At 63.9% G+C, this 11,889-nt stretch carries 13 protein-coding genes and 1 tRNA gene; 6 read left to right on the top strand and 8 right to left on the bottom strand.

Annotated elements, in window-relative coordinates:
• Nucleotides 1-97: 97 nt before the first annotated feature.
• Genes MNBBLIKP_RS01590 through MNBBLIKP_RS01580 form a run of 3 tightly spaced genes read left to right on the top strand, consistent with a single transcriptional unit; the run spans nt 98 to nt 1,976 of the window.
• A complete protein-coding gene (locus MNBBLIKP_RS01590) occupies nt 98-775 on the top strand; it encodes a hypothetical protein (protein WP_088306799.1) in 678 nt (225 codons plus the stop codon).
• Between the two features lie 9 nt (nt 776-784).
• Nucleotides 785-1,402 (top strand): MarC family protein, encoded by a 618-nt coding sequence (locus tag MNBBLIKP_RS01585; RefSeq protein WP_088306797.1) that lies wholly within the window; start codon nt 785-787, stop codon nt 1,400-1,402.
• Nucleotides 1,403-1,424: 22 nt separating this feature from the next.
• The gene (locus MNBBLIKP_RS01580) at nt 1,425-1,976 is read left to right on the top strand and encodes a DUF7010 family protein (protein WP_088306795.1); all 552 of its coding nucleotides are present in this window, start codon (nt 1,425-1,427) and stop codon (nt 1,974-1,976) included.
• On the opposite strand, the gene MNBBLIKP_RS01575 is transcribed toward MNBBLIKP_RS01580, so the two are convergent.
• Together MNBBLIKP_RS01575 and MNBBLIKP_RS01570 are read right to left on the bottom strand one after the other, a co-directional pair.
• Nucleotides 1,963-2,568, bottom strand: a complete 606-nt coding sequence (locus tag MNBBLIKP_RS01575) for an LON peptidase substrate-binding domain-containing protein (RefSeq protein ID WP_088306801.1) — start codon at nt 2,566-2,568, stop codon at nt 1,963-1,965. The genes MNBBLIKP_RS01580 and MNBBLIKP_RS01575 overlap by 14 nt on opposite strands.
• Nucleotides 2,569-2,588: 20 nt before the next feature.
• On the bottom strand, nt 2,589-3,488 hold the full coding sequence (locus MNBBLIKP_RS01570; RefSeq protein WP_088306793.1) for a tetratricopeptide repeat protein: 900 nt from the start codon (nt 3,486-3,488) through the stop codon (nt 2,589-2,591).
• Between the two features lie 207 nt (nt 3,489-3,695).
• Here MNBBLIKP_RS01570 and MNBBLIKP_RS01565 point away from each other — a divergent pair.
• A tRNA-Gly gene (locus tag MNBBLIKP_RS01565) sits at nt 3,696-3,770 on the top strand.
• A gap of 22 nt (nt 3,771-3,792) precedes the next feature.
• On the opposite strand, the gene mmsB is transcribed toward MNBBLIKP_RS01565, so the two are convergent.
• The 6 genes from mmsB to MNBBLIKP_RS01535 all read right to left on the bottom strand — a co-directional run bounded on the left by mmsB (nt 3,793) and on the right by MNBBLIKP_RS01535 (nt 10,415).
• Nucleotides 3,793-4,662, bottom strand: coding sequence for a 3-hydroxyisobutyrate dehydrogenase (gene mmsB / locus MNBBLIKP_RS01560; RefSeq protein WP_088306791.1), 870 nt, complete (start codon nt 4,660-4,662; stop codon nt 3,793-3,795).
• A gap of 250 nt (nt 4,663-4,912) precedes the next feature.
• Complete coding sequence (locus tag MNBBLIKP_RS01555) at nt 4,913-5,695, bottom strand: enoyl-CoA hydratase-related protein (protein ID WP_088306789.1); 783 nt, start codon at nt 5,693-5,695, stop codon at nt 4,913-4,915.
• Nucleotides 5,692-6,735, bottom strand: coding sequence for an enoyl-CoA hydratase/isomerase family protein (locus MNBBLIKP_RS01550; protein WP_088306787.1), 1,044 nt, complete (start codon nt 6,733-6,735; stop codon nt 5,692-5,694). The genes MNBBLIKP_RS01555 and MNBBLIKP_RS01550 overlap by 4 nt, the downstream gene beginning before the upstream one ends.
• A 93-nt stretch (nt 6,736-6,828) precedes the next feature.
• Nucleotides 6,829-7,974 carry an acyl-CoA dehydrogenase family protein gene (locus tag MNBBLIKP_RS01545; protein ID WP_088306785.1) on the bottom strand — a complete coding sequence of 382 codons (1,146 nt, stop codon included), beginning with the start codon at nt 7,972-7,974 and terminating at the stop codon, nt 6,829-6,831.
• Entirely contained in the window at nt 7,971-8,912 is a 942-nt protein-coding gene (locus tag MNBBLIKP_RS01540; RefSeq protein ID WP_088306784.1) for a polysaccharide deacetylase family protein, read from the bottom strand. The genes MNBBLIKP_RS01545 and MNBBLIKP_RS01540 overlap by 4 nt, the downstream gene beginning before the upstream one ends.
• Nucleotides 8,913-8,915: 3 nt before the next feature.
• Nucleotides 8,916-10,415 (bottom strand): CoA-acylating methylmalonate-semialdehyde dehydrogenase, encoded by a 1,500-nt coding sequence (locus MNBBLIKP_RS01535; protein WP_088306782.1) that lies wholly within the window; start codon nt 10,413-10,415, stop codon nt 8,916-8,918.
• 92 nt (nt 10,416-10,507) lie between these two features.
• Between MNBBLIKP_RS01535 and MNBBLIKP_RS01530 the strand changes: the two genes are divergently transcribed.
• Complete coding sequence (locus tag MNBBLIKP_RS01530) at nt 10,508-11,419, top strand: LysR family transcriptional regulator (protein ID WP_088306780.1); 912 nt, start codon at nt 10,508-10,510, stop codon at nt 11,417-11,419.
• Nucleotides 11,420-11,451: 32 nt separating this feature from the next.
• A partial coding sequence (locus tag MNBBLIKP_RS01525) for a hypothetical protein (RefSeq protein WP_088306778.1) occupies nt 11,452-11,889 on the top strand: 438 nt, incomplete at its 3' end.

Below are 11,889 nucleotides of genomic sequence, written 5' to 3'. Positions count from 1 at the left end.
CCTCCGCCTCGTTTCACTCGGCACCTCCCCCAAAGGGGGAGGATTGGTTAGTCCTTCGCCCTTGGCGCGCACTCATTCCCGCTCTAAGCTGCGGCGCATGAAGCGCTTTGCCACCGTCAGCCTCGCCCTGTCCCTCAGCTTTGCCCTCGCCGCTTGCAGCGGCGGCGGGCGACCCAAGGGGCCGCCGCTGCGCCCGGTGGCCAATCCCGGCGGCGTGATCGCGGCCGAGATCGGATTCAACCAGCTGGCCCAGGAAAAGGGCCAATGGACCGCCTTTCGTGCCACTGCCGCGCCCGAAGCGGAAATGTTCGTGCCGCAGCGGGTCAAGGCACTCGATTTTCTGAAGGGCAAGCCCGATCCGGCCCATGCGGTGAAGTGGCAGCCGCATCTGGTCTGGTCGAGCTGTGACGGCTCGCTCGCAGTCACGCACGGAGCGTGGCAGCGCCCGGATTCGACTGGCTATTTCACCACGGTCTGGGCGCGCGGGATCGACGGCAATCTCAAATGGATCCTCGATCATGGGGACCGGCTCCCCGTGGCGCTGTTCGCGCCCGAGATGATCAAGAGCAAGGTTGCCGAATGCTCAGGCAAGCCAGGCGTGCCAATTACGGCTCCGGCCGAAGGAACCGATTTCAAGCAAAGCGTTTCGCGCGACCAGACCGTGCTGGTCAGCTCCGCCGTCACTCCGGATGGCGGACGCACCGTGACCGTGCGGCTGTGGAACGGCACCACCCATGAAGTGGTGCTGCAGGAAACGGTTGCGGCGGGGGGCTGAGGCGCGGTGATGCTTGACCTGTTCTTCTCGGCCTTCATCACGCTGTTTGTGGTGATCGATCCGCCCGGTTGCGCCCCGATCTATGCCGGACTGGTCAAAGGCGCGCCCAATCGGCTCGCGGTCAGTATGGCCTCGCGCGCCTGCGTGATCGCAGCACTGATCCTGGTGGTCTTCGCCCTGTTTGGTGAAGATCTGCTGGGCGCGCTGCATATCGAGCTCAACAGCTTCCGCATTGCCGGGGGGATCATGCTGTTCGTGATCGCGCTGGACATGGTGTTTGAAAAGCGCACGCAGCGGCGTGAAGAACGCGCCGAAAAGGTGCGTGAGGACCATGTCGAGGATGTCTCCGTCTTCCCTATGGCCATGCCAATGATCGCCGGGCCCGGCTCGATCGCCACGATCATGCTGCTCACCGCCCGCGCCCACGGCACGCCTGAAACGCTGGTCGTATTGGCCGCCCTGGCCGCCGTCCTGTTGCTGACCTTTCTTGCCCTTGCCGCCGCTGGCCCGCTGATGAAGCTGCTCGGCACCCGGGTTGAGGCTGTGATCACCCGGCTCTTGGGGGTGCTGCTGGCGGCACTCGCAGCGCAATACGTGATCGACGGGATCAAGGCGGTGCTGGGGTAGTCGGGAAAGGGAGAGGCAGGCGATGACCGTCGATGATGCCCAGACACAGGTGCGCGCGGCCTTCGTTGGCGGCGGACCGGGAGCGATCGTGTCCGGCCTGGTCTGGCTCGCGGCCGCATGGGTTCTGGCGCAAGGCACCCGAGATCAGGCTTTCTCGACCCTCTTCCTTGGCGGTATCCTGATCTTTCCGCTGAGTTCGCTAATCTGCAGGTTTGGTTTCGGACGGAGCGCTTCGGTAAAAGGCAACCCGCTTGGTCTCGTCGCCTTGGAAAGCACGATTGCGATGATCGCTGGGTTGATTGCTGCGTGGCTCATGCTCGCGGTCCGGCCCGTGGCGGTCTTTCCAGTTGCTGCCTTGGCGGTTGGCACCCATTATTTCGCATTCAAGACTGCCTATGGCGACCGCACCTTCTGGGTGCTTGGCGCAGCATTGACCATGGTGGGCTGTGCGGGATTGTTCTGGCTGCCGGGGCGCGATGTGCCGCTGATGCTGGCGTTTGCCTTGATCGAACTGGCGTTCGGGCTGATCCTTACCCTGCGCGACCGGGGCGGAACTGCACCTACTGCAGTGTAACCCGTCCATCATCACGGTCACGTCGACCGAAGAACTGCATCAGCTGCACCAGCAGCTCGCAGCGCTCCTTGATCGTATCGGCCTCGATCAGCGCCTGCTTGGCGGCAAGATCGAACGGGGCGATCTGACAGACGCCGTTGATCAACGATTCGTCGTCAAGCCGGGTCACCGCATCCCAATCGACCGCATAGCCCTGAGCATCGGCAAAGGCGCGGGATTCGCGTTCGAACAGGGCGCGTTCGACCGGGGCGAGTGCGGGCAGCGGTTCCTCGGGGATCAGCTCTGCTTCGATCTGGCGGAACTGGGTGGTGACATCCAGCTCGCGGAGCAGGCGGAACCGGCTTTCCCCTTCCAGCACCAGATTGAACCGCCCGTCGTCCAGCGCTTCGACCTCGCCGATCTTGCCAAGGCAGCCGATCCGAAACAGCGGCGCGCCGTCCTCCGCGCGCTGCGGCTGGATCATTCCGATCCGCCGGTCGCGGGCCAATGCGTCCTGCACCATCGCGCGGTAGCGTGGCTCGAAAATATGCAGCGGCAATTGCAGGCCGGGAAACAGCGTGGCGCCGGGCAGAGGGAAGATCGAGATTCGCACCGCTTCGCGTCCGGCTGCCGTCAGCCGAACAGCAGCAGCGACAATCGCCGCCGCTGGCCTGCAACCCACGGGTCTTCCAAACCGACCGCTTCGAAGATTTGCAGCAGCCGCGCCTTCGCCGCGCCTTCGTTCCATTCGCGATCGACCTGGATCATAGCCAGCAGCTTGTCCGCCGCCGCGTCGCGTTCGCCTGCGGCAAAGGCGGCTTCGGCATAGGCCAACCCCGCAGCCATATCGGCCGGATCGGCCGTCGCGGCGGCGCGCAGCGCTGCCAGCTCGCTATCTTCAGGCTTGTTGCGCGCAAGGGTCAAGGCCGCGAGTGCGCGGTGCACTTCCGGATCGGCGGCCAATTCCTCTGGCACAAGCGCCAGCGCTGCCTCGGCCTGCTCGATCTCACCGGCAGCGATCAATGCGCGCAGCAAGCCGCCTTGCGCGGCGGCATCGTGCGGAGCCATTTCGACGATTTGGGCATAGATCCCCGCCGCGCGCGGCGCGTCACCTTCACCCAGGACTTCCTCCGCCATGGCGACCAATGGGGCGATGTCCTGCTTGGGAGCCTCGCCGGGATGGATCGGCAATTTGGCGAGCAGCTGGTCAAGGATGCCCTTCAGCTGCGATTCGCTGCGGGCATTGGTCAGGTCGGCAACGGGCTGGCCCTGAAACATCGCATAGACTGTGGGGATCGAGCGCACCTGGAACTGCGCGGCGATGAATTGCTCTTCATCGACATTGACCTTGGCCAGCACCACGCCCTTGTCGGCATATTCGCCCGCAACCTTTTCCAGCACTGGCGACAGGGCCTTGCACGGTCCGCACCATTCGGCCCAGAAATCGAGAATCACCAGCCCCGTCATCGAAGGTTCGACCACGGTTTTGCGAAAGCGATCGACCGCTTTCTGTTCGTCGATATTCAGGCCCATGCTTGCCACGGCGCACCACTCCATGCGGGAAACGGGATTTGTCGCCCCAATGTGGGACTTTGTGCCCCTTTGTGAAGGGCTAATGCACCTTTGTCACCCGCTTGCGCAGCAAACCCAATTTTCCGCTTGGCAAGCCCATGCCCCTTTGCTAACCGCGCGCCTCCACCCCGGACCACTGCCACACGGCAACGGTTCGCAGGCGTTCGAGCGGGCGTAGCTCAGGGGTAGAGCACAACCTTGCCAAGGTTGGGGTCGAGGGTTCGAATCCCTTCGCCCGCTCCAGTTTTCCAACATCACTGCGATGTCAGAGCGTTTTGATGATCGCGCTGAAGTCCAGTCCGCCGTTACCGGCTTCAGCGAACCGGGCGTAGAGTTCCTCGGCGCGCTGGCCCATCGGCACTTGCGCGCCGGCGCCCTGTGCGGCTTCCATCGCCAGTTTGAGGTCTTTGAGCATCAGCGCGGCTGCAAAACCGCCCTGATAGCCGTTGTCCGCCGGGCTTTGCGGGCCGACGCCGGGGACCGGGCAGTAGCTGGTCATCGACCATGACTGGCCCGAGGCCTTGCTGGAAATGTCGAAGAAGGTCTGCAGATCGAGCCCCAGCTTGTCGGCCATGGCAAAGGCTTCGCAAGTGGCGATCATCGTCGCGCCGAGGATCATGTTGTTGCAGATCTTGGCGGCTTGTCCGGCGCCGCTGACCCCGGCGTGGATCACGGCCTTGCCCATCGCGGCAAGGATCGGCTCAGCGCGGGCAAAGGCCTCGGCGCTGCCGCCGACCATGAAAGTCAGCGTGCCGCCATTGGCCGCCGCGATCCCGCCCGAAACCGGGGCATCGACCATCGCGTAACCCGCAGCACGCGCTGCGGCTTCAACCTTGCGCGCGGTATCGACATCGATGGTCGAACAATCGAGCAGCAAGGCGCTGGTCGGGGTCTGGCCGATCACGTCCGCGCCATAGACCGAATCGACGATCGCCCCGTTGGGTAGCATCGAGACCACCGCCTCCGCCCCCTGCACGGCCTCCCGCACCGAGGTGTAAGTCTGGCAGCGGTTGTCGCGCGCACGGGCCAGCGCATCCGGGCTGAGATCGAAGGCGTGGACCTCATGCCCGGCCTTGACCAGATTCGCGGCCATCCCGCCACCCATGTTGCCGAGGCCGATGAAGGCGATTTTCATAACACACCCAGTTCTGAGAGGAATCCATATCCACCAACGAAGAGTGCCAGTGGACCAAGAATCGAAATCATTACGAGCTGAAATCGCTGTAACCACCGATCAAACCGGTTGAGTGGCAGTGGCTCAGCGCCGGTCGCCTTAAGGATGCCCGCTTCGAGAAGGCTGATGCTCTCCTGATTTCGATGTCGCCAACCAAGGATTGCTAGCCATGAAAACAGCGCACCTACGCCAGTCAAGACGAGCGCAAAGATCACTTTCCCGTCCAAACCCCCGGCCGCTTCTCGATAAAGGCGGCCATGCCTTCGGCCTTGTCCTCGGTCGCGGTCAGGACCTGGAAGATCCGGCGTTCCATCAGGATCCCCTGATCGAGCGTGGTTTCGAACGCGGCGTTGACCATTTCCTTGTTGGCCACGGCAGCGAGCGGCGGCATCGCGGCGATTTCCGTGGCGGTTTTGAGCGCTTCTTCCACCAGCGATGCGAGTGGCACCACGCGCGCCACCAGACCGCTGCGTTCGGCTTCCTCGGCGCCCATCATCCGCCCGGTCAGGCACATTTCCATCGCCTTGGCTTTGCCCACGGCTCGCGTCAGGCGCTGGCTGCCGCCCATGCCGGGGGCCACCCCCAACTTGATTTCGGGCTGGCCGAACTTCGCGTTTTCGCTCGCGATGATGAAGTCCGCCATCATCGCCAGCTCGCACCCACCGCCCAGTGCAAAGCCATTGACCGCCGTGATCCAAGGCTTGCGGGTGGTCTTGACCAGATGACTGGTCCAGCGGCTGAAGAAGTCGGCGCTGTAGAATTCGGCGGCGGGCTTTTCGGCCATTTCCTTGATGTCCGCGCCCGCAGCAAAGGCCTTCTCACCCGCGCCGGTCAGCACCGCGCAGCGCTGGCCGGGGTCGGCTTCGAACGCGGCAAAGGCCGTGATCAGTTCTTCCAGCACCGCCGAATTGAGCGCGTTGAGCGCCTGTGGGCGGTTGAGCGTGATCAGCGTCACCGCGCCGCGCTGTTCGACAAGGATGGTCTCAAAGCTCATAGGGGTTTCCATTCGTTGCCTTCACCCAAGGGGGCAAAGATGCTGTCGATCAGATCGGCGGTGACGCCTTCGGGCGTTGCCGGGTTCCAGTTCGGCGCGTTGTCCTTGTCCACGATCACCGCCCGCACGCCCTCGGCAAAGTCGGGCAAGGTCAGGACGCGGCTGGCCACGCGGTATTCCATCACCATGTTGTCGGCGAAAGTCTCGCAGGCCAGGCTGTCCGCCAACTGGCGCAGCGCGACCTTGCAGGTCTGGGGCGACTTGGTGCGCAGCGTGGCCAGCTCCTTCGCCGCCCATTCGCTGTCATCGGCTTCCAGACTGGCGAGGATATCCTCGTAGCGGTCCGAGGCGAAATGGCGGGCGATCAGCGCGGCGTTGCGTTCGATCCGGGCTTCGGGCGGGGTCACGGCGAGCGCCGCGAGCGCCTGCGCCGGATCGTGGCCGTGGGCGAGCCGTTCCTTGGCTTCGGCCAGCGCGTCATGCGGCAGGTAATGCGTGGCGAGCCCGGCCCACTTGCACTCCGCCCCGTCGAGCCGCGCGCCGGTCAGCGCAAGGAACTGTCCGATCCGCCCCGGCAGGCGCGAGAGGTACCAGCCGCCGCCGACATCGGGGAACAGGCCAATCCCGGTTTCGGGCATGGCATAACGCGTGTTCTCGGTCGCGACGTGGAACCGCGCCGGTTGGCTGATCCCCACGCCCCCGCCCATGGTGATCCCGTCCATGAAGGCGACGACCGGCTTGGGGTAGGTGAAGATCAGGTGGTTGAGCTGGTATTCATCGTGAAAGAACTGCCGCCCGGAGGCGCCGCCATCGTTCAGCGCGGAATTGCGCAAGAATGCGATGTCTCCGCCCGAACAGAACCCGCGCCCTTCGGCATGATCGATGATCACCACACTGACGGCGGGATCGTCCCGCCATTCGAGCAAGGCGGCAGTCATCGCATGGACCATCGGCAGGGTCAGCGCATGGATCGCGGAGGGGCGATTGAGCGAGAGGAACCCGGCCTGGCCTTCGCGGCGGATGATTACGTCTTCACTCACACAAAGCTCCGTTCACATCGAGCGAAGTCGAGATGCCGCTCACCTGTGTCTCGACTTCGCTCGACACGAACGGACAGTGGGGCACAGGTCCGGTCATTGCCGCAACAAGTCCCGGCCAACGATCATCCGCATTACCTGGTTGGTCCCTTCAAGGATCGAATGGACGCGCAGATCGCGCCAGAACCGTTCGATCGGATAGTCCTTGAGATAGCCATAGCCGCCGAACAGTTGCAGCGCATCGTTGACGATCTTGCTGCCGCTGTCGGTCGCGAGCCGCTTGGCCATGGCGGAAAAGCGGCTCTTGTCGGGCGCACCCGCGCTGACCTTGCAGGCAGCGAGGTAGAGCAGCGCACGGGCTGCTTCCAGATCGGTCGCCATGTCGGCCAGCATGAACTGGGTGTTCTGGAAATCGGCGATCGGTTGTCCGAACTGCTGGCGTTCCTTGGTGTACTTGATCGCCTCGTCCAGACAGCGCTGCGCCCCGCCGAGCGAGCAGGCCCCGATGTTGAGCCGCCCGCCGTCGAGCCCGGCCATGGCAAAGCGGAAGCCTTCACCTTCCGCGCCGACGCGGTTGGCCACGGGGACGCGGCAGTCCTCGAAAATAACCTGCGCGGTGGGGCTGGCATTCCAGCCCAGCTTCTTTTCGGGCGCGCCGAATGACAGGCCGGGTGTGCCCTTTTCCACGACCAGACAGGTGATGCCTTTGGCCTTGTCATCGCCGGTGCGGACCATGGCGACATAGACGTCGTTATAGCCCGCGCCCGAAATGAACTGCTTGGTTCCGTTGAGGACATAGTGATCCCCGTCGAGCCGCGCGCTGGCTTTCAATGCTGCCGCGTCAGAGCCCGAACCCGGTTCAGTCAGGCAATAGCTGGCAATCTTGTCCATGGAGACCAGATCGGGAAGGAACCGTTCCTTGAGCGCGTCCGACCCATACGTGTCGATCATCCACGCAGACATGTTGTGGATCGAGATGTAGGCTGATGTGGCCGGGCAGCCATAGGCCATCGCTTCCATGATCAGGGCCGCTTCCAGCCGCCCGAGGCCAATCCCGCCGCTTTCCTCGGACACGTAAATCGCGCCGAAGCCCAGCTCACCGGCGGCCTTCCACACGTCCACCGGGTAGTGGTGCGTCTCGTCCCATTCGGCGGCGAACGGCGTGATCCGGTCCGCCGTAAACTTGCGCGCCATATCCTGAATGGCGAGCTGGTCGGAGTTGAGGGAGAACTGATCGGTCATTTGCTGGCGGTCTCTTTCAGCACCCGGCGTTGAAACAACTGGGTGGCAACGGCTTCCCCGATCCATAGCGGGGTCAGCGGGGGGTCGATATTCTTTTCCCAGGCCATGGCGCCAGTCAAGGTGCCTCCGGCATAGGCCACTTCGGGCATCGCCTGGTTCAAGGGATCGGCAAAGGCCCGATCAGCCGTGACAATCGTCCAGCCAGCCTTGCGCAATTCGGCAACCAGATCGGCCACGAACAGAGCGGCAAGATCGGTTTCGTGGAGCAGCAAGACGTGGGCGGGCGATCGGCCAAGGGTGCTGCGCGCCATGGCATCGTGGTATTCCACGGCGCTCAATTGCATTTGCAGATAGAGGCGGCGCAGCGCTTTCATATCGATTGGCTTCCCGGCTTTGCGGGCATCGATGCACAGTTGTTCAAGGTGCCAGTCCACGCCGTCCGCAGTGACATACCCGTTGCGCAGGCCGCGTTCCGCCAGGCCTGCGCGAACCTTGTCGCGCTTTGCCTTGTCGGTGCCGCCTTCGTCCAGATAGGGAAAGCGGAACCACGGGCGATACCCGGGCCGACCCTTGAGCCAGAGCGCCGCCTTGTCTACATCGGCGAGGTAGTCCTCCGCACTCACGGCTTGCAAGGCCGGATGCGAAAACGAGTGATTGGCGATCACGTGCCCAGCCGCGACATAGGCTGCAATACGTGCTTCCCCGCCCAGACCATCGGGTTGTTCCAGCCGCCCGGGATTGATGAAAAACGCGGCCTGCCGCACCTTGACAGTGCGTAGCGCTGTCAGCAGCCGGGCAGACCGCTCCTCTGGCGTGAAAAAGGCACCGCGCTGGCGCGGTACGTCATCGAAAGTCAGAGCAATGCGCTTGCCGCCTGCCACGGCAGTGGCAGACTGCAACAGCAGCAAGGCTGTCAGCAGCAGGCGGATCAGCGGCACAGCTTACCCCATGGTCGGAATGATGAAGGCGTTGCTACCATCGCCGCCGCCATCGGGCCAGCGGGCGGTGATCTTCTTGAGCTTGGTCCAGAATTTCAGCCCTTCCATCCCGTACTGGTCGGTGTCGCCAAAGCCCGAGCGTTTCCACCCGCCGAAGCTGTGGTAGGCGACCGGGACCGGGATCGGCACGTTGATCCCGACCATGCCGACATTGACGCGGGCCGCAAATTCGCGGGCGGCGTGGCCGTTGCGGGTGAAGATCGCGACACCGTTGCCATACTGGTGCTGGCTGGGCAGGCTGAGCGCTTCCTCGAAATCCTTGGCGCGGACAATCTGCAGCACCGGGCCGAAGATTTCGTTCTGGTAGCTGGTCATTGCGGGGGTGACCCGATCAAGCAGCGTCGGGCCCATGAAATAGCCCGCCTCGTGGCCTTGGAGCGTGAACCCGCGACCGTCGATCACCAGTTCGCTGCCTTCGTCCACTGCGGTCTGGATCCAGCGTTCGATGCTGTCCTTGTGCTGGGCGGTGACGACCGGGCCGTACTGCGCTTCAGGATCGCTCGACACTCCGATTTTGAGCGCGTGGATCGCCGGGATCAGCTTGGCCTTGAGGCGTTCGGCAGTGTCTTCGCCCACCGGCACCACCACCGGCAGCGCCATGCAGCGTTCACCGGCACTGCCAAAGGCCGCGCCGCACAGGTCGTTCACCACCTGATCCAGATCGGCATCGGGCATGACAATGCCGTGGTTCTTGGCCCCGCCCATCGCCTGGACGCGCTTGCCGGCGGCCACGCCGCGCGAATAGACGTATTGGGCAATGTCGCTCGACCCGACAAAGCTGACTGCCGAAATCGCCGGGTGATCGAGGATCAGGTCAACCATTTCCTTGTCACCGTGAACCACCTGGAAGATGCCTTCGGGCAGGCCCGCCTCCAGCCACAGCTCGGCAATCCGCACCGGCACCGAGGGATCACGTTCGCTCGGCTTGAGGATGAAGGCATTGCCCACAGCCATGGCCATGGCGCCCATCCACAGCGGGATCATGGCCGGAAAATTGAACGGAGTGATACCCGCGCCGATGCCCAGTGGCTGGCGCAGCGAGGTCACGTCGATCCCCGGCCCGGCACCGTGAGTGTAATCACCCTTCAATACGTGCGGCAGGCCGCAGCAGAATTCGACCACTTCCAGCCCGCGCTGGATATCGCCCTTGCTGTCGGCAATCACCTTGCCGTGTTCCGCGCTGAGCAGCGCGGCGAGTTCGTCCATGTTCTTTTCGACAAGCGCCTTGAAATCGAACATCACCCGCGCGCGGCGCTGGGGGTTCATCGCCGCCCAGGCCGGCTGTGCTGCCTGCGCCGCCGCCACCGCGCGGTCCAGCGCATCGGCTCCGCCCAGCACCACTTCGGCCTGCTGACCGCCGTTGTTGGGATCCATCACCGCATGCTTGCGGGCATTGGCCAGCCCGGCCGTGCCGCCGTGGATGAAATGATCGATCATGCGCATGGCAACTATCCTCTCGAAACTGCTTTGCGAGTACCCCTGCCGTCAATAATAGGTGCAGGCAATGTGCAATTTTGCCGGATGGACATGCAATAATGCAGGGAACTGACTGGAGCGATCTGCAGGCCTTCCTCGCCATTGCCCGTGCCGGGCAATTGACCCGCGCCGGGCGTGCGATGGGACTGGATGCCACCACCATGGGCCGGCGGCTGCGACGGCTTGAAGGGCGGCTTGGTACAACCTTGTTCGAGCAGACCCGCGAAGGCCAAGTCCTGACAGAAGCCGGGGAAGCCCTGCTGGTGCAAGTAGAAGGCATGGCTCAGGCGGCCGGCACGATCGATGAAATCGGCGGCGCGGTGGCGGGCGGATCGCAGCTGTCGGGCGCCTTGCGGATCAGCGTATCCGAAGGTTTCGGCACCTGGTTCCTCTCGCGCTTCGTCTCGGACTTTGCCGCGATGCACCCGGCACTGACGCTCGATCTGGTCGCCAGCAGCGGATTTCTAAGCCTGTCAAAGCGTGAAGCGGACATTGCGGTGATGCTGTCACGGCCCAAGGCCGGACCGATGCTGGCGCGCAAGCTGGCGAATTATGCGCTGCGGCTCTATGCCAGTCCGGCCTATCTTGCGGTGCAAGGCACGCCTGCGCGGCCTGCTGATCTGGCCGGATCGCACCGGCTGATCGGCTATATTCCGGACATGATCTATGCCCCGGAATTGCGCTATCTCGATGAATTCCATCCCGGCCTGTCGCCGCAATTGCGCTCGTCCAGTATCAATGCCCAGCACCAGCTGATTGCCACCGGGGCCGGGATCGGCGCCTTGCCTTGCTTCATCGGCGATGCCGACCCGGCACTGGCCCCTGTCTTGCCAGATCGGCGGATTGAACGGTCGTTCTGGCTGGTCACGCACCGTGATACGCATCAACTGGCGCGGATCCGGGCGGGCAAGGAGTGGATCCTGACGACAGTGCAGCAGCACCGCGAACTGCTTTTGCCTCCCCAGACTTGACGGCGCGGGCGGCAAAGGCGCAGTCAGCGTGCATGTCCGGCTTTCTCTTTGCCCTGTTGGCGGTGTTCCTCGCCGGGATCGGTGCGCGCGATCAGGTGCTGGTCGCGGCGCTGTCTGCGCGGCAAGGCGCGCGGCCGATGGCGCTGGTGGTCGCGCTGGTCTGCGCCATGGCCAGCGGCGCGCTGGTGGCATGGCTGTCAGGGATTGCCTTGCCCCGGATGGGGCCGGTTCAGCGCCAGATGTTCGCTGCTCTTGCGCTGGGGCTGGCTGCGCTTGAGATGCTGTTCGCCCGCAAGACCCGGGTGCCCGTTGAGCCAACCCATTCGCTTGGCGCGTTCGCCGTTGTGTTGCTTGCCCAGCAATTGACTGATGCAGCCCGGTTCCTGATCTTTGCTATTGCCGTGGCCACTTCAGCCAACATTGCTGCTGGCTTGGGCGGCATGCTGGGCGGGGCGGGAGTGGTTGCGGGA

The organism is Novosphingobium sp. B 225 (assembly GCF_002198665.1).
Taxonomy (GTDB): domain Bacteria; phylum Pseudomonadota; class Alphaproteobacteria; order Sphingomonadales; family Sphingomonadaceae; genus Novosphingobium.
This window is presented reverse-complemented; position numbering and strand designations above follow the sequence as displayed.

What these genes read in the sequence shown, in the direction of transcription:
- MNBBLIKP_RS01590 (WP_088306799.1), top strand. Translation starts at nt 98, where the DNA reads ATGAAGCGCTTTGCCACCGTCAGCCTCGCCCTGTCCCTCAGCTTTGCC.
- MNBBLIKP_RS01585 (WP_088306797.1), top strand. Translation starts at nt 785, where the DNA reads ATGCTTGACCTGTTCTTCTCGGCCTTCATCACGCTGTTTGTGGTGATC.
- MNBBLIKP_RS01580 (WP_088306795.1), top strand. Translation starts at nt 1,425, where the DNA reads ATGACCGTCGATGATGCCCAGACACAGGTGCGCGCGGCCTTCGTTGGC.
- MNBBLIKP_RS01570 (WP_088306793.1), bottom strand. Translation starts at nt 3,488, where the DNA reads ATGGGCCTGAATATCGACGAACAGAAAGCGGTCGATCGCTTTCGCAAA.
- mmsB (WP_088306791.1), bottom strand. Translation starts at nt 4,662, where the DNA reads ATGAAAATCGCCTTCATCGGCCTCGGCAACATGGGTGGCGGGATGGCC.
- MNBBLIKP_RS01555 (WP_088306789.1), bottom strand. Translation starts at nt 5,695, where the DNA reads ATGAGCTTTGAGACCATCCTTGTCGAACAGCGCGGCGCGGTGACGCTG.
- MNBBLIKP_RS01545 (WP_088306785.1), bottom strand. Translation starts at nt 7,974, where the DNA reads ATGACCGATCAGTTCTCCCTCAACTCCGACCAGCTCGCCATTCAGGAT.
- MNBBLIKP_RS01535 (WP_088306782.1), bottom strand. Translation starts at nt 10,415, where the DNA reads ATGCGCATGATCGATCATTTCATCCACGGCGGCACGGCCGGGCTGGCC.
- MNBBLIKP_RS01530 (WP_088306780.1), top strand. Translation starts at nt 10,508, where the DNA reads ATGCAGGGAACTGACTGGAGCGATCTGCAGGCCTTCCTCGCCATTGCC.